Origin of the sequence: Flagellimonas spongiicola (genome assembly GCF_023502425.1) — a bacterium.
Lineage (GTDB): Bacteria > Bacteroidota > Bacteroidia > Flavobacteriales > Flavobacteriaceae > Flagellimonas > Flagellimonas spongiicola.
The window spans coordinates 971,674-988,936 of record NZ_JAMFMA010000002.1 but is presented as its reverse complement, the minus strand read 5'-3'; the positions used below and the strand labels follow the sequence as shown (position 1 = coordinate 988,936).

At 39.5% G+C, this 17,263-nt stretch carries 18 protein-coding genes; 14 read left to right on the top strand and 4 right to left on the bottom strand.

The window, feature by feature from the left end; all coding sequences use genetic code 11:
• Window positions 1–42 precede the first annotated feature (42 nt).
• The 7 genes from M3P19_RS10700 (at window position 43) to M3P19_RS10670 (ending at window position 5,149) form a co-directional block, all read left to right on the top strand.
• Window positions 43–801, top strand: a complete 759-nt coding sequence (locus M3P19_RS10700; RefSeq protein WP_249657660.1) for an SDR family NAD(P)-dependent oxidoreductase — start codon at window positions 43–45, stop codon at window positions 799–801.
• A 1-nt stretch (window position 802) separates the two neighbouring features.
• Complete coding sequence (locus M3P19_RS10695) at window positions 803–1,276, top strand: hypothetical protein (protein WP_249657659.1); 474 nt, start codon at window positions 803–805, stop codon at window positions 1,274–1,276.
• A 61-nt stretch (window positions 1,277–1,337) separates the two neighbouring features.
• Entirely contained in the window at window positions 1,338–2,024 is a 687-nt protein-coding gene (locus M3P19_RS10690) for a DUF4386 domain-containing protein (protein WP_249657658.1), read from the top strand.
• Between the two features lie 62 nt (window positions 2,025–2,086).
• Entirely contained in the window at window positions 2,087–3,004 is a 918-nt protein-coding gene (locus M3P19_RS10685) for a helix-turn-helix domain-containing protein (protein ID WP_249657657.1), read from the top strand.
• Window positions 3,005–3,081: 77 nt separating this feature from the next.
• Window positions 3,082–3,591 carry a nuclear transport factor 2 family protein gene (locus M3P19_RS10680; protein WP_249657656.1) on the top strand — a complete coding sequence of 170 codons (510 nt, stop codon included), beginning with the start codon at window positions 3,082–3,084 and terminating at the stop codon, window positions 3,589–3,591.
• Window positions 3,575–4,108, top strand: coding sequence for a nuclear transport factor 2 family protein (locus tag M3P19_RS10675; protein WP_249657655.1), 534 nt, complete (start codon window positions 3,575–3,577; stop codon window positions 4,106–4,108). The genes M3P19_RS10680 and M3P19_RS10675 overlap by 17 nt, the downstream gene beginning before the upstream one ends.
• 6 nt (window positions 4,109–4,114) lie before the next feature.
• On the top strand, window positions 4,115–5,149 hold the full coding sequence (locus M3P19_RS10670; protein ID WP_249657654.1) for an alpha/beta hydrolase: 1,035 nt from the start codon (window positions 4,115–4,117) through the stop codon (window positions 5,147–5,149).
• Between the two features lie 2 nt (window positions 5,150–5,151).
• Here M3P19_RS10670 and M3P19_RS10665 read toward each other — a convergent pair whose 3' ends face one another.
• Entirely contained in the window at window positions 5,152–5,973 is an 822-nt protein-coding gene (locus M3P19_RS10665; protein ID WP_249657653.1) for a ZIP family metal transporter, read from the bottom strand.
• The gene (locus M3P19_RS10660; RefSeq protein WP_249657838.1) at window positions 5,973–6,629 is read right to left on the bottom strand and encodes a metal-dependent transcriptional regulator; all 657 of its coding nucleotides are present in this window, start codon (window positions 6,627–6,629) and stop codon (window positions 5,973–5,975) included. The genes M3P19_RS10665 and M3P19_RS10660 overlap by 1 nt, the downstream gene beginning before the upstream one ends.
• 79 nt (window positions 6,630–6,708) lie before the next feature.
• Between M3P19_RS10660 and M3P19_RS10655 the strand changes: the two genes are divergently transcribed.
• Window positions 6,709–8,979, top strand: a complete 2,271-nt coding sequence (locus tag M3P19_RS10655) for a TonB-dependent receptor (protein ID WP_417953796.1) — start codon at window positions 6,709–6,711, stop codon at window positions 8,977–8,979.
• Window position 8,980: 1 nt separating this feature from the next.
• Here the strand turns inward: M3P19_RS10655 and M3P19_RS10650 are convergent, their stop codons facing one another.
• A complete protein-coding gene (locus M3P19_RS10650; protein WP_249657652.1) occupies window positions 8,981–10,534 on the bottom strand; it encodes an aryl-sulfate sulfotransferase in 1,554 nt (517 codons plus the stop codon).
• Window positions 10,535–10,653: 119 nt separating this feature from the next.
• Between M3P19_RS10650 and M3P19_RS10645 the strand changes: the two genes are divergently transcribed.
• Window positions 10,654–11,796 (top strand): lycopene cyclase family protein, encoded by a 1,143-nt coding sequence (locus M3P19_RS10645; RefSeq protein WP_249657651.1) that lies wholly within the window; start codon window positions 10,654–10,656, stop codon window positions 11,794–11,796.
• On the opposite strand, the gene M3P19_RS10640 is transcribed toward M3P19_RS10645, so the two are convergent.
• A complete protein-coding gene (locus M3P19_RS10640) occupies window positions 11,793–12,776 on the bottom strand; it encodes a polyprenyl synthetase family protein (protein ID WP_249657650.1) in 984 nt (327 codons plus the stop codon). The genes M3P19_RS10645 and M3P19_RS10640 overlap by 4 nt on opposite strands.
• Window positions 12,777–12,922: 146 nt before the next feature.
• On the opposite strand from M3P19_RS10640, the gene M3P19_RS10635 reads away from it, so the two are divergent.
• The 5 genes from M3P19_RS10635 to M3P19_RS10615 all read left to right on the top strand — a co-directional run bounded on the left by M3P19_RS10635 (window position 12,923) and on the right by M3P19_RS10615 (window position 17,262).
• Window positions 12,923–13,465 (top strand): RNA polymerase sigma factor, encoded by a 543-nt coding sequence (locus M3P19_RS10635; protein ID WP_249657649.1) that lies wholly within the window; start codon window positions 12,923–12,925, stop codon window positions 13,463–13,465.
• A gap of 10 nt (window positions 13,466–13,475) precedes the next feature.
• Entirely contained in the window at window positions 13,476–13,898 is a 423-nt protein-coding gene (locus M3P19_RS10630) for a hypothetical protein (RefSeq protein ID WP_249657648.1), read from the top strand.
• A 215-nt stretch (window positions 13,899–14,113) separates the two neighbouring features.
• Window positions 14,114–14,716, top strand: coding sequence for a TetR/AcrR family transcriptional regulator (locus tag M3P19_RS10625; RefSeq protein WP_249657647.1), 603 nt, complete (start codon window positions 14,114–14,116; stop codon window positions 14,714–14,716).
• Between the two features lie 3 nt (window positions 14,717–14,719).
• Complete coding sequence (locus M3P19_RS10620) at window positions 14,720–16,054, top strand: TolC family protein (protein ID WP_249657646.1); 1,335 nt, start codon at window positions 14,720–14,722, stop codon at window positions 16,052–16,054.
• A 20-nt stretch (window positions 16,055–16,074) separates the two neighbouring features.
• Entirely contained in the window at window positions 16,075–17,262 is a 1,188-nt protein-coding gene (locus tag M3P19_RS10615; protein WP_249657645.1) for an efflux RND transporter periplasmic adaptor subunit, read from the top strand.
• Window position 17,263 lies beyond the last annotated feature (1 nt).

Genomic DNA, 17,263 nt, shown 5'->3' with positions numbered 1-17,263 from the left:
ATTCCTTTTTTATATTTACGGGCTAATTGCATAGCCCGTATTATGAATTTTCAGGATAAACATGTGCTTATCACAGGTGCTTCGAGAGGTATTGGAAAGGCTACCGCCATAGCATTTGCAGAAAAAGGTGCAAAGATTGGTCTGAACTTCCGCTCCAATTTGGAAGCCGCAAAAGAAACACTTGCTGAGTTACCCGGCGAGGGCCACCAACTTTTCCAACAGGATATTAGCGAAAAAGAAGGGGCACAGGAGCTTATTACCAAATTTGTGAACCATTATGGCTCCTTGGATATTCTGGTCAACAATGCCGGTATTTCCATATTCCACGATATTGAGGAAGTGGATTTTGAACATTGGACCTCTGCCTGGGAAAACACCTTTAAAACGAATTTGTTTGCCATTTCCAATCTGTGCTATTGGGGCGCGAAGACTATGATGGAATCGGGGGGTGGAAAAATTGTGAATGTCTCCTCTAGAGGTGCATTTAGAGGTGAACCCACTAAACCAGCTTATGGTGCCAGCAAAGCTGCCTTGAATTCCATGAGTCAATCCTTGGCTAAAAAATTGGCCAAGCACAATATTCATATTGGGGTTGTAGCACCAGGATTTACAGAAACCGAAATGGCAGCAGTGACGCTCACCCCTGTTGAGCGTGAGAACTTACTTCGGGAATCCCCGTTTCAGCGTATGGCCCAACCTGAAGAAGTGGCCCACGCGATCATGTTCCTTGCATCGGAAGGCGCTGGGTATTCCTCCGGAACCATAATTGATGTAAACGGCGCATCTTATTTGAGAAGCTAGTATGAAAGCATCTACCATAGCGCAACTTAAAAAAGAACTACAACACCGTTCCTCAGATGAACTGCTGGCGTTATGCCTGCGTTTGGGTAGATTCAAAAAAGAAAACAAGGAGCTTCTCACCTATCTATTGTTTGAGGCCGACCATGAAACAGGTTACATTGAATCGGTAAAAGACGAGGTGGATACCATGTTCGCAGAAATCAATACCAATAGCTTCTTTTACATCAAAAAGAGCATCCGCAAAATTCTAAGGACCATTAAGAAATATGTACGTTATTCTGGCAATAAGGAAACTGAGGTGGAACTGCTTCTTTATTTCTGCCAAAAAATGAAATCTTTCAGGCCATCTTACAAGCAAAATATTGCCATGCGAAATCTCTACGACCGACAAATACTTTTTATCGAAAAGAAGATTTTAGCACTGCACGAAGATTTACAGTACGATTTTGGGGTACTTCTTGATGAATTGAGATAAGTTCAGGCAACCATTTTCATCTTTTGTAGCGTCTACTTCATTATAAACGCAATCAAAACAAATGGACACCACTAAAAAAACTGCCCGCATTGCTGGTTTACTTTACTTTTTAATCGCTATAACCGGCATTTTCAGCCTAATGTACGTCCCTTCTAAACTTCTAGTATGGGACAATCCAGCTACAACAGTCGCAAACTTAAAATCATCAGAGTTTTTATTCCGATTGGAAATTTTAGGTGAAATACTATGTTATCTCATCTATATATTCCTTCCCTTAGTGCTGTTTCAATTGTTCAAAAACATCCATAAAAACATGGCGGTTGTTATGGTCATCCTGGTGTTTATAAGTATTCCGATTTCAATGGGCAGTGTAGTCCATAAACTTGATGTCTTATCGCTTTTGGGTGACAGTTCTTATTTAAACGTCTACAGTCCTGCACAGCTAGAAGCGAAAGTGATGAGTGCTTTTCATTCCTATTTTAAGGGAATACTGGTGGCGCAAATCTTTTGGGGTCTTTGGCTGTTCCCTTTTGGGTATTTGGTTTTCAAATCAGGATTCCTACCCAAAATTTTAGGTCTGTTTTTAATGGTAGGAAGTATTGGGTATTTCTTGGACGCCATTGGGCGAATCCTATGCCCGGACTATAATGAGCTTTGGCTATCTGATTATATTACGATACCAGCAAGTATCGGTGAATTGGGCAGCTGTCTTTGGTTGTTGATATTTGGCGCGAAAACTGTAAAATAGAAATTTGATTACTTGGGTTTTTCTAAGCAAAACGCTATTTTCAAAAGTAATTGGAAATCCAAGTGATTCAAAAATTCACCACATTACAAGACTATTGCTCAGCCATCAATATTCCCAATGCCATTAGGGAAGATTTTGATATTCGTAGTTTTCAAGACAACATGGCCACCGTGGTATCCCAAATGCCGGCGTTCAGACATGAGTTTTATGCCATTGCCCTTAAAATAGAGGGCGGTGGAAAAGCGATTACCGGACAATATGAAAGTTTTTTAGAGGGCGCAACCGTATTTTTCAATTCACCTTTCCAAATAACTTCTTGGGATATTGTTCCAGATTGGGAGGGCTATTATATTATGTTCACCAAGGAATTCTTGGCTAAATCGAGATACTTGCAACGTTTATTGGATGATTTCCCATTTTTAAAAATCGATAAATCCATTCCCTTTCAAATTGATAAAGCAGAGGCTTCCAATCTTCTGCGGTTGTTTAAGGATATAAAAGACGAATATGAAAAGGAATTGGACAGTTTCCCCATTTTAGAGGCCCAAACCTTGCTGTTGTTAAATTATGTAAAACGCTATTTCAATGCAAAAGTAAACTTGGAAGACGCTAAAGAGGCGATTCGGAAAACCGATGTTGCCCTGCTTTCCCGATTCCAAACATTGATTGAAACCCATTTTCAATCTGATTCTGCACCAAATAAAGGGAATACGCACTCCCCTAGTTATTATGCACACCAGCTGGGTATACATCCGAACCATTTGAACACAATTGTTAAAGGAATCACCCAACATACCGCAAAGCAACTTATATTCCGGCACCTGCTTCGACTATCAAAAACTCGGTTACGCCAGACCAATATGAGTGTAAAGGAAATTGCCTACTCCCTGCACTTTGATTCCCCGAACAACTTCAGTAGTTTTTTTAAAAAACAGACGCAAATCACACCAAACTCCTATAGAAACAAAGTGAATCTTTGATTTTTATACTTCTTTCTTTGATTCTATAAATTCTTAGCGCCCAGCTGTATTGACCTTTGTAGTGTTAAACTAAAAACATGAAAAAGTCAATTTTTATACTAATCGCAATTCTTGGTACAACCCTAAATGCACAACAAATGGAAAATGAAAAAGTTCGGGCAGCAGTGTCCAAATTGTTCGTTGCTACTGATCAAAAAGATTGGTCTACTGTAGAAGTACTATTTGCCGAAAAAGTCAACTTGGACTATTCTTCCATGACCGGCAATCCATCAGCGGAACTAACACCTTCCCAAATCACTGCCGGATGGAAAACCGTTTTACCCGGATTTACCTTCACCCATCATCAAACTGGAAATTACTTAAGTGAGGTAAAGGATTACAAAGCTCATGTATTTGTTTATGGTACCGCCACTCATTACCTGGATGATGAGGAAGGAAGTATCTGGACCGTTGTAGGCACATATGACTTCAAACTCATAAAAGTTAATGGCGTATGGAGAATATCTGCAATGACCTTTAATTACAAATACCAAGATGGCAATACCAAATTGGTGCAAAAAGCAGTGGAAAATGTCAAAAATCTTTAAACCCAACGGCCTTTTGATTTTGGTTTTGGCCATAAGTCTTAACGCTTGTCAAACGAAAATGGAACAAAAAACAAATGCAACAGAAATGAACTCAACAATTGCCTTTAAAAACAAGGAAACTGTAAAAGCCTTTTTTGCAGCATTGACCGCCGAGAATGCCGAAACGGTTGCCGGCTTGTTTGCTGAAGACGCTGAACACATCAATCCCTATCACTCGGATGTATTTCCAACAGGTGCTAGTGGCAAAGAAGGAATTAAAAAGTATTGGGAACCTGTGTTCCCAAATTTTGACGGTATGACCTTCGCTATCGAAGAGCTTTATGCCATGGAAGACCCAACATTGGTATATGTGAAGTATACCGGAGAAATCAAACTCAAAGAAGGAACAGGTGTGTATAGGAACAATTACTATTCCATCTTTAAATTCAATAAAGCTGGAGAAATCGTGGAATATGTGGAAATTTTTAACCCTATCGTAGCCGCACGCGGTTTTGGGTTGTTGGACAAAATCAAATAACAGATTATGAAAACTTATATCATGCACCTTATGGCTTTAGCCTGTATGCTAAGCTGTAAAAACGAAAAGAAGGAAAATCCAATTGAGAATACATCAAACCAAATTGAAACAACAAAACAAGTAGTTATGAAAAAAGTGAATTTTAAAAGTGAAGGATTGAATTTGGTTGGGAACATTTTTTATCCTCCCAACTATAAGGAAGGCTCCACCTATCCAACTATTGTGGTCTCTGGAAGTTGGACAACCGTGAAAGAACAAATGGCAGGGTTATATGCCAAGCGTTTAGCTGAAGACGGAATGATAACCTTTGCATTCGATTTTAGAAATTTTGGTGAAAGTGAAGGATTGCCACGAGCTTATGAAAGTCCATCACTTAAAATACTGGACATTAAAAATGCAATTCAATTTTTGAAGTCCCTACCAGAAGTGGATACTAAAAACATTGGTGCTTTTGGTGTTTGCGCAGGCTCTATGTACACCTTTATGATAGCAGCCGAAGATGAAGATATAAAGGCGGTGGCCACAGCAGCATCTTGGTTGCATGATGGTGAGGCTGTAAAATTGTTTTACGGCGGTGAAGAAGGTGTGCAAACTAGAATACAAGCGGCCCAAGCGGCCAAAAAGAAGTTTGTGGAAACTGGTGATATCGATTACATAAAGGCTATTTCAACTACGGACAACACTGCAGCTATGTTCGGGGAATTCGATTATTACTTGAATCCCGAGCGAGGTGCCATTCCAGAATGGAACCAAGATCAATTTGCCGTAGCCTCTTGGGAAGATTGGTTGACCTTAGACCCATTTCCTTCAGCTGTGAAATTGAACAAACCCGTCTTTATGGTTCACAGCGATGGATGTGTTTTACCGGATTATACTAGAAAATTCTTTGAAGCCATCCCGTCCTCTGAAAAGGAACTGATGTGGGTTGATACTGAACTTCCTTCACCAATGCATCAGTTTGCGTTCTACGATCAGGACGATGAAGTAAACTTGGCTGTAAATGCAGTAGGCAACTTTTTCAAACAAAAGTTGGGACAATAACGTTAGCCCAGTCCTACATCAAGAGTCATCATTATGATAAATCCACCGATAAAACCCATTGTGGCGATATCGGTGTATTTGTCTCTTTGGGTTTCAGGAATAACTTCCTCCACTACCACAAAAATCATCGCTCCTGCAGCAAACGAAAGTGCATAGGGTAAAATTGGTTCAAACGTCAGGACTGCCCACGCCCCAAGCACAGCAGCAATGGGTTCCACCATGGCAGATGCCTGCCCATACATAAAACTCTTAAAACGACTTAGTCCTTGTCGTCTTAAAGGCATTGCCACTGCAAAACCTTCTGGAAAATTTTGCAATCCAATTCCCAATGCCAAGGCAACGGCACCTCCAATGCTTGCGCCGTCAAACCCTGCAGCCACCCCACCAAACAAAACACCAACGGCCAAACCTTCAGGAATGTTATGTAGGGTTATGGCCAAAGTCAATAAAGTAGTTCTATGCCATGGTGTTTTTACACCTTCAGCTTCACTTTCCTTAAAATTGATGTGCAGGTGGGGTAAAACCTTGTCCAAGGCAAATATGAATGCCGCTCCCAACAAAAAACCAACTGCTGCTGGAATTACTTTTACAAACCCTTCACCTTCGCTTAATTCAATACCAGGAGCCAATAAACTCCAAAAACTGGCAGCCACCATCACTCCACCTGTAAAGCCTAACATACCGTCTAGCACCGCACGGTTCATGCTTTTAAAGAAAAAGACCAATGCTGCACCGGCCGCAGTCAAACCCCAAGTAAACAATGTTGCATAGAGGGCGGCCATGATAGGGTTAATACTCTCAAAATACTGAATCACTTCTTCCATTAGTCGTGTTTTTTAACGTAAAGATTAGATGCTATTTGATGGGATATATGTAATTCCTGAGTTTCAATTTTAATGTGTAGGGATTGGTCAAAATCTTCTTTTTCCAAAATGGTTATGGTCTTCCCCAATGCAATTCCGTTTTTGTCCAAGAACTTTAAAAACGGAGCCGAGGTGTCCTTTACACCAACACAGACTCCGGAAACGCCTGCGTCCAAATCACTTAGCAATTCCTTGTCCCTTACCATGAATTTCCCATCTTTACTTGGAATCGGATCGCCGTGTGGGTCGTATTTTGGAAAATCGAGCAATTCGTCAATCTTATCAATCAACTTTTCACTTTTGATATGTTCCAATTGTTCAGCCACTTCATGTACCTCATCCCAAGTGAAATCCAATTTTTTGACTAGAAACACTTCCCACAGTCTATGCTTTCTAATGATGGACAAGGCTGTTTTGATTCCAGAATCGGTGAGTGAAACTCCTTGATATCTTTTATAGTGAACCAAACCTTTTTCGGCCAACTTTTTAGCCATATCCGTAACGGAAGAGGGCTTTGTCTCCATTTGTTCCGCTATCGCATTAGTTGCAATGGGTACTGCAGAATGGCCTCCTAAATGGAAAATAGTCTTGATATAATTCTCTTCTGCACGGGTCATCAAAAAAGATTTTTTCAAAATTACATTTTTATTTGTCAAAACCTATTTTTAGATTTGTCTAAATTTTATTTTACTCAAATTGAAAAACAACGGTAAATCATTCGCTGTTAGCGTACTTATATTTATTTTAAGTCAAGGATTGTTCGCGCAAAGTACCCTTACAGGTACAATTACAGAAAATGGTGAACCATTGCCATTCGTCAATGTCCTTTTAAAAGGAACCCAAATCGGTTCTGCAACAGATAGCAATGGCTACTATGAATTAAACAATATAGCACCAGGTGAGTATATACTGCTAACAACATCCATTGGTTACATCTCCAAGAAAACGACCTTCCTAATCGGAAAAAACGAAGTGAAATCACTAGATGTCAACATGGAGATTTCGGCAGAAAACTTGGAGGAAACCGTTGTAACAGGAACGCTAAAGCCAGTAAGTAGACTTGAAAGTGCGGTTCCAGTGGAGGTTTATACCCCAACATTTCTTAAAAAGAACCCAACTCCCAATCTTTTTGAAGCGCTACAAAACGTTAACGGTGTTAGGCCTCAAATAAACTGTAATGTTTGTAATACCGGTGACATCCATATTAATGGCTTGGAGGGCCCCTATACCTTGGTATTAATAGATGGGATGCCTATAGTAAGTGGTCTTGGAACCGTATACGGGCTATCCGGAATTCCTAATTCATTGATTGAGCAAATTGAAATCGTCAAAGGACCTGCCTCTACACTATATGGCAGTGAAGCGGTTGGTGGCTTAATCAATATTATTACCAAACATGCCCCTAATGCCCCAGAGTTTTTTGCTGATGCCTATCTAACAGGTTGGGGTGAATACAATTTAGATGTAGGTTCAAAAATTGAAATGGGAAAGAACACAGATCTACTATTGGGCGTGAACTATTTTAACTTCGATCAGGTAATTGATAACAATGGTGACAATTTCACAGACCTTACACTACAAGATCGGATTTCTGTTTTCCAAAAATGGAATTTTAAACGAAAGGATTCAAAACTATTTTCCATTGCTGGAAGATTTTTCTATGAAGACCGTTGGGGTGGCGAATTACAATGGACTCCAGAGTTTAGAGGTGGAGATGAAATTTATGGTGAAAGTATTTATACGACACGTTGGGAAGTTTTAGGAAAGTACCAATTGCCAATTGACGAAAAGGTAATGCTTGCTGTCTCCTATAACGATCACAGTCAAAATTCAGTTTACGGTGATGTTAGTTATTTAGCGGATCAGCGCATTGGGTTTGGACAATTAACTTGGGACAAAACCATAAACAAGCATGACCTTTTATTTGGAACAGCAGTACGGTATAATTATTACGATGATAATACCCCTGCAACAGCGACTAGAGATGAAGTATGGATTCCCAGTGTTTTTGTTCAAGATGAATACAAATTTGCTGAAAAGCATTCAATTCTAGGAGGAATCCGTTATGATTATGACCAAAGGCATGGAAACATTTTTACCCCACGGGCAGCCTACAAATGGAAAATTTCGGACAATGATATTTTTAGAGTTAATACGGGCACTGGTTTTAGGGTTGTTAACCTATTTACTGAAGATCATGCAGCACTTACAGGTTCAAGAGATGTGATTATTGCAGAGGAACTGAAACCTGAGAGGTCTATAAATGTAAATCTCAATTACCTTAAAAAAATATATGCGGACAATGGCACTTTTGTTGGAATAGATGCCTCCGCTTTTTATACCCATTTCTCCAATGTAATCCTTCCCGATTACGATACTAACCCCAATCAAATCGTTTATGACAACCTCGATGGTAAATCTGTTTCAAAAGGGCTAAGTGCCAATTTGGATTTGGTATTCCCGAATGGTTTGAAGTTTTTAGTAGGCGCCACATGGCAAGACGTTAGCAATACTGAAGATGGCGTTACCCAAAGGCAAATATTGACAGAAAGTATCACGGGTACTTGGAATGTATCCTATACGTTCAGGAATCTTGATTTAACGGTGGACTATACTGGTAATCTGTATGGTCCTATGCGCTTACCTACACTTGGCGAATTGGACCCAAGACAAGAATTTTCACCTACCTGGAGCATCCAAAATATTCAATTCACTTACAAGGGATTAGACAAGTTTGAACTCTACGGTGGCGTGAAGAACCTGTTGGATTGGACCCCAAATCGAGGTAACCCATTTATTATTGCTCGTGCTGATGATCCATTTGATAGAAACGTACAATTCGACCCCCAGGGTAATGTAGTAGCAACCGCAGACAATCCTTATGCTTTAACTTTTGATCCGAGTTATGTGTATGGTCCAAATCAGGGAATAAGAGCATTTTTTGGGATGCGGTATACAGTATTTTAGCCTAATTCGGGTATAAATCCATCCTCAAAACATTGTGAAAGCTAATATTGAAAACGTTATTTGGCGGCCTAATTGTGGCTTCAAACCGAACAGTTTTAGTATTGTAATCTACTTCAATTACTTTTCCTGCAGCACTTCCTTGATCTGCCGAAGATCCAGGAGTAAATAGGATAGAGTTGTTGTCGGCAACATAACTTACCTTAGAGACAATCCTGGCATACGCTTCTTGTCCACGGTCCTTACCATAGGTCCATACTTGTTTAATGGTTTTATTCACCTCATCAATCTCATACTCCACTGCTCTACTATAAGGGCCAAAATTGGAGTAATTCCGATTATCGCCATTGTCAAATACCATTAAATTCCCGTTTGGCAAAAGTATGGGGGAATGTTGATACCAAGACCATTCAAAATCGGGATGGTTGGTATTGCCCAACAATACATCGGCATCGGTGATTTCCGAATCATCGGCATCAAGTGGTGTCAATAAGAATTGTGTAAGATCCTGCCCGCTGCCAGAGGTGCCCCAATCTTTGTGCGGGGCCAAAATATAGCTTACTTCATTAGTGCTATTTAGTTTCACTATACCTTGTGTTCTTCCTGATACGATAATCTGCTCGTCATTGGAACTATACTCAATAGAGTTGGCATGAAACCAATCAAATTCCAGATTAGCTAAGTCGGTGGGCCATGCTCTTCTGGTATTGTCCAAGGATTCATTCAAATCCCAAATGGTAATAAACTGACCTGTTTGCCGGTCTACTTCAACAATTACATCTTCCACAGTACTAAATGATGTATCGGTTACGGTGACCAGAAAATTCCCGTCAGGTTTTTCAATTACGTGATGGTGAAAATCATAATTCTGCAAGCTCCAAGATTGCTCCACCCTCCCTAGCATGTCAATTTCATACAATCTTCTTGTTGAAGCATCCCCAAAGAGCAAGTTTCCGTTTTTCAAACGGGTCATGCCATTATCGTAGAATAGATTTGAGAGTTGTGGATGAATCGAGAAATTCAAGTACCATCGAATCTCACCATATTGGTCGAAGATAAATGGTCGTTGCGGTCTAAAATTCTCAACGAAACCAAAATAGTTGACAAAATTGAATTCAAGATTAGTTGAATTGGAAGGCGTATCAATGGTAATCTGCGGCATATCTGCTATTAGCGGCCCTGTCTGGATTTCCAAAGTTTGAGTTTCCAAATTGGTACCAGAAGGACCAAGTAATCGGACAAGTACCGTATTTAGATGATCTGGATAGAGGCCAAGAACATCTAGTTCAAATTCGGTTCCTGTCCCGATAAATCTTTTTGTTAAGTTAGAGCTGGCCCCGTTTTTTCCTGTAATTTCAATTTCTACTTGTACACTGCTGTTAGTTTCAAGATTAATCACCGCGGTAAGCGGTGCATAACCAGAAGGGTTCAATGTAAACCCGAGTTCTTCAATCAATTCAGAATCAATTGGGGGATCAGCAACAATGGGATCTTCACTAGAACAGGCATACATGATTAGAGCAAAGCAAATGAGAAGCAAAAGGTTGGATGATTTCATAGTAATTTTTGCGCTTTTAACCTCAAGTTAGTGATTTTCACGACTTCACCACTGTTGGTTTTAGACAATTACACGAAATACCTTGATTATGTTCGAGTTCTTAATTCGTATTTTTGATCATGCCCAAATACGACTATATCATAATTGGTGCAGGTGCTGCCGGAATGCTATTGGCCGATGCTTTATCCAATGACACTTTCTTCGACAATAAGCGCATTTTACTAATAGACAAAAGCAGTAAATCTTCAAATGACCGTACGTGGTGCTTTTGGGAAAAAGGTAATGGTGAATTCGACAAACTGTTGCACAAATCGTGGCAAAAAATTCATTTTGCAGGAAAGGATATCAATACAAAGGCTTCCATTTCACCATATGCCTACAAAATGCTTCAGGGCATTGACTTTTATCAACATTACAGCGCCAAGATAAATGGTAAACCCAATGTTGAATGGATCAATGATGAAGTATTGGGAATGGATGAAACAGATGCTCATGTTGTTGTTCGGACAAATACCAACAGCTATGAAGCCGGTCAAGTTTTTAGTAGTTTATGGGATGTTAATTTGATCCAGTCTCAAAACAAATATCCACTACTGCAACAACATTTTCTTGGTTGGTTCATTAAAACTGAAAACGATGTTTTTGATGAAGATTGTGCCACATTTATGGATTTTTCAATCCCTCAAAAAGGGAATACCCGTTTTATGTACATACTCCCATTTTCAAAAAATGAAGCCTTACTTGAGTACACCTTGTTTTCAAGTGATCTTTTGGAAAAAGAGGACTATGAAAATGGAATCAAGTCCTATATCGAATCCCGATTTGGTTCGATTAACTATACAATCACCGAGGTGGAACAAGGTACTATTCCTATGAGTTGCTATCCTTTTCAACAACACAACACGCAAAGGATTTTCCATATTGGGATTGCAGGTGGTTGGGCTAAACCAAGTACAGGCTTTACCTTTTATAATACCTATAAGCAGACACAACGAATGCTTCAACACATAAAACAGGATAAGCCGTTATCACGTATCAATACCAAGGGTAAATTCTGGTTTTATGATTTGTTACTGTTGGACATTCTCAAAACCAATAATCATTTGGGAAGTGCGATTTTTGAAGCGATGTTCAAGAAAAGAAATGCCACTCTGATATTAAAATTCTTAGATAATGAGACAACATTTTGGGAAGATTTAAAAATCATTAGTGCCTGCCCCAAAATACCCTTTCTAAAAGCCTTAATGAGACGAATGTTTTAGACTGTCCTACGCATTAAGTTTTCGCCAAACTCTTTTAGGAGGGCTTTGTTTTCATCTGGGATATTCAATCCTTCTAAAGTGGAAAATGCCTTATTGGTATAGTTTTCAATTTCCTTTTTAGTGGCTTCCACCGCACCACTTTCCATAAAAATGGCCTTGACCGTATCTACTTTAGCCATTGCATCATCCGGTTGTATGGAATACAAATGCATCAGGCCTTCACGATCATCACTGGGTGCAAATTCCATCGCTTTTAAAAAGAGAAAGGTCTTTTTATTTTCCATGATATCCCCTCCAACCTGTTTCCCAAAAGTTTTAGGATCCCCAAAGGCATCCAAGTAGTCATCTTGTAACTGAAATGCTATGCCCAAGTTTCTACCAAACTCGTAAATGGAGTTGGCGTCTTCTGTTTTTGCCCCGGCAACTATTGCGCCCATTTGCATAGCGGCCGCTACTAATACTGCTGTCTTGTATTCTATCATTTTCAGGTATTCTGGAATTGTGACATCGTCCCTGGTCTCAAAATCCACATCATATTGCTGCCCTTCACAAACCTCAATGGCTGTTTTGCTGAAAAGTTTCGTCAACGCTTTATAGGTTTCTGCTGGATAGTTTTCAAAACATTGGTAAGCGTAAATCAACATGGCGTCCCCTGAAAGAATGCCGGTATTAACGTCCCACTTTTCATGAACGGTTGCATTCCCCCTACGCAAAGGTGCATCGTCCATAATATCATCATGCACCAATGAAAAATTATGAAACACCTCAATGGCCAAAGCGGCATCTAATGCATTTTCAACCTTTCCACCAAATAATTCAGCAGTCATCAAGGTAAGTACAGGGCGCATTCTTTTACCTCCCAGCCCCAATATGTAACTTATAGGTTCATAAAGATTACGGGGTTCTTTGGAAATGGGTTTTTGCTCTAAATGGGCAAGAAATTTCGTGCGGTAACGCTCAATGGCTTTTGAATTGATCATGGATCAAAAATACAGTCTATTTGGACAGCATCCCAATCCTTAAAAACAACCTTTCAGCAAGATTTGAAAAAAAACTACTGAAAAAACGCAATAGATTTGAATGTGTTCGTCTTTACTTATGAAGACCACTAACAGGCTTTTTAGAAATGGCTGCCGATAAGGACAACTACAACCGATTATCAACTTTTTTCAATGAAGAATACCATTCATTGAGAGGGTATGTACAGTCTAGAATTGACGATACATCGGAACGGGACGCCGAGGATATTGTCCAAGATGTGGCACTTCGTCTGTTTTCTAAAGCGGTGGATTATTCCCCAATAAACAACATTGGTGGTTTTGTATACAGTTCTATTCGAAATAGAATAATAGATCTCATGAGAACAAAAAAGGACACGGTGAATGAAGATGGGGATTTTGAGACCCAATGGGCAGAATTTGCAGAACTATTTTACAGTGAAGCAAGTAACAACTACCCAGAAAATCTGCAAGAGGCCTTGAAACAAGGAATAAAGACCTTGAAACCGGTCTATCAAGATATCATCATTGCTGTCGATTTTGAAGGTTACACCTACAAAGAGATAGCATTGGATACTGGAATATCAATTGGCACCTTAATGTCTAGACGACATCGGGCCATGTCCTTATTATCAAATTATTTAGAAACTATAAAAAATTCAACATTATAAAATAAAGCATATGGAACCTAAAGAAAGATATTACGAAAGAAAGGTGGAAAAATATGTGAAAAAGGGGTTTAAGATTTTCTTCGCCTTCATCATATTTTGTGTTTTGGTACTGCTGGCAGGTTATGTCTTCATGCACCTATGGAACTGGTTGATGCCAGAAATATTTGGACTCATCACAATTGGTTATTGGCAAGCCCTAGGATTGATCTTATTAGCCAAATTTATCTTCGGTTTTGGAAATCATTCCTCAAAAGGGTCCAAACACAGGTCTAAAAAACGTCATAAGGGAGAACGGTATTGCAGAACCAAATCAGGATACTCCAAATGGCACCACTACGATCAGTTTTGGAACGAAGAAGGAGAGGCTGCTTACAATGCCTACGTAGAACGCATTAAAAACGAAAAATCAAATGACCCCGAGAAAGAAAACTAAAGCTGCCCAAAAAATAGAACGATTCAAAGAGCGGACACTCATTTGGAGATCCAGTCCCAAGGCAACACCAAATCCCAATATTGCCCTTGCCGCCCGTCAATTCAACATTGATTAGCGCAAAAACTAACATGCGGTTAATCATTAGTTAAAAAAATGTAAAACCTAGGAAACTTTTTTTGTTTTAAAAGTTTCCTAGGTTATTTTTGTCGCCCATTATGAGAGAAAAAATTCTTTACAAGGCCACTGATATGTTCTTAACCTTTGGTTTTAAGAGCGTTACCATGGATGATCTGGCCAACGAAATGGGCATTTCCAAAAAGACCATTTACTCCCATTTTGAAAACAAGACCAAGTTGGTGGAAGAATCCACTATGCATATGTTCTGGTTTATTTCAAATGGTATCGACGAAATTATAGCCCTTTCCAAAAATCCTATCGAGGAACTTTACGAGATAAAGAAGTTTGTGATGTTGCACTTAAAAAATGAGAAATCGTCACCGCAATATCAGCTTCAGAAGTATTACCCTCACATACATGAAACCCTCAAGAAAAAGAATTTTGAGGTAATGCAAGAATGCGTTGTGGAAAATGTTAAGCGAGGGATGGAAATGGGAATTTATAGGGAAAACCTCAATGTGGGATTTATTGCCAGAATCTATTTTTCTGGAGTACACAGTATCAAGGATCAAGGTCTGTTCCCATTACAATTATTCTCGATCACGGAATTAATGGACGATTATTTGGAATACCACCTTAGAGGAATTACCACAGTCAAAGGAAGAGAAATATTAAACTCAATCATCAACTCAAATAAATAATTAATGCGAACATTCATTATCAGTTTATTCTTAATGCTAACGTGGATAGGCCAGGCCCAGGAAACCCAAGCGTATAGTTTTACTCTGGACGAAGCCATTGCACATGCCTTGGAGCACAATTACAGTGCAATCAATGCAAATAGGGATATTATCGATGCCCAAAAACAAAAGTGGGAAACCATAGCCGATGGTCTACCACAGATTTCAGGAGCCATCAGCTATCAAAATCAATTGAAACAGCCTGTTAACCAGATTCCAGCAGAATTTTTTGGTGGTGAGCCTGGTACTTTTATTGAAGTTGTCTTTGGACAACCCCAATCCGCAACAGCAACTGCCACATTGACCCAGCAAATTTTTGATGGATCTTACATTGTAGGTGTCCAGGCTACGAAGGCTTTTTTAAGTTACAGTCAAAACAACAAGGAAAAAACGGAATTGGATATCCGTAAATCCGTGGTTGAAGCCTATGGCAATGTACTCGTTGCCCAGGAAAGTGTATTGATCTCTGAAAACAACAAAGGTACCTTGGAAAAGAACCTTTACGAGACCCAAAAAATCTTTGACAATGGTTTGGGTGATGAGGAAAGTGTAGATCAATTGAAAATAACACTTTCTTCTGTAGACAATCAGTTAAAAAACGCAAAGCGTTTGGAGAAAATCACATTGCAGATGCTCAATATCATGTTGGGATTACCCATTGAAACCCCAACGACCTTAACCGAAGACTTGGATGATCTGACGCAAAAGCAAATTGATTTTGGTCTTTTGGATTCGCCATTCAATATTGAAAACAATGTGGACTATAAACTGGCCATAAACTTGGAAGAGCAACGCTTTTTTGAACACAAATTGGCAAAAAGTAGAGCACTGCCAACCTTAAACGCCTTTGTAAATTATGGAGGTTCATCCTTTAGTGAAAGTTTCAATTTTTTAAGTAGCGGACAGGAGTGGTTCGGTTCTTCCATTCTTGGATTTGACCTTAGCATACCAATCTTCAGTTCCTTGAAAAGGTCTGCAGGAACACAAAGGGCAAAAATTGCCTTAGAAAAGGCCAAAACCCAACTAACAGAGGCAGAACAACAAATACAATTGCAGCTTGAAAGCGCAAAAAGTGATTACATCCTTGCAATCGAAGAATATGGAACTTCAAAAGAAAACCTTGGTTTGGCAGAACGTATTGAAAACAAAAACCAAGTAAAGTACTCTGAAGGGTTGGCCACTAGTTTCGAATTAAGACAAGCCCAAACCCAATTGTATTCCACCCAGCAAGAATACCTGCAATCCATGGTGGATGTCATCAATAAAAAGACAGAATTAGAAACAATCTTGAACAATTAAACGCATAAACTCAATCAATCATGAAAAAGTTATCATATATCGTTCTTTCAGCTGTAATCCTTGCTTCCTGTGGTGGTGGTGAAAATTCAGTGGAAAGCGTGCTTTCCGGAAAAAATCTGGAGGCCATTCGAGCAAAACGAACAGAAATTTCTAGTCAACAAAAAACGCTGGATGCGCAAATCCAACAATTGGATTCAGCGATAAAGGCTTTGGACGACAATGCCAAATTACCTTTGGTGACCACCATCAAGGCTAAAACAGAAAAGTTTGTGCATTATTTGGAGCTTCAAGGTGATGTAATGACCAAGCAGAATGTTTTGGTATATCCTGAAATGTCTGGTACGCTTCAAAAAGTTTACGTCAAAGAAGGTCAAAAGGTCTCTAAAGGTCAATTATTGGCTTCCATTGATGACGGGGGACTTTCCAGCCAATTGGCACAAATGGAAACTCAAGCAGCGTTGGCAAAAACCACCTTTGAACGCCAAAAGAGACTGTGGGAACAAAATATTGGTTCAGAAATCCAGTACCTACAAGCAAAAACCACTTATGAAGCACAGGAAAGTGCAGTTAAGCAAATGCGTAGTCAAGTTGCAAAATCATCAATACGTGCACCTTTTTCAGGAATTATAGACGACGTAATCCAAGATCAAGGAACTGTTGTGAATCCTGTGGCAGGAATTGCTGTATTCAGAATTGTGAACCTATCCAATATGTATGTTGAGGTGGAGGTTCCTGAAAGTCATTTGCCTAATGTAACACCTGGAAAAGATGTGGAAATCTATTTCCCAGTTTTAGGTGAAACCGTGAAATCCCAGGTGCGTCAAACCGGCAATTTCATTAACCCAGGTAACCGTGCATTTACTATTGAAATTCCTGTTTCCAACCAAAATGGAACTATAAAACCCAATCTTACTGCGGTTACCAAAATCAATGATTACACAAGCGATGAAGCCATTTTGATTCCACAAAGTGTAGTATCTGAGAATGCTGCCGGTGAACAATACGTTTACTTGGTTGAACATGATGCTTCCGAAGATGAAGGAACAGCCAAACGTATGATTATCGAAACCGGTAAGACCCAAGGGGATTATGTTGAAGTTCTTAGCGGGTTGGAACCTGGTAACGACATTATCGTAGAAGGTGCAAGAAGTGTTCGTAATGAACAATTGGTAAAAGTTCTTGACGAAGTGAAAACCGCTAACAACTAAA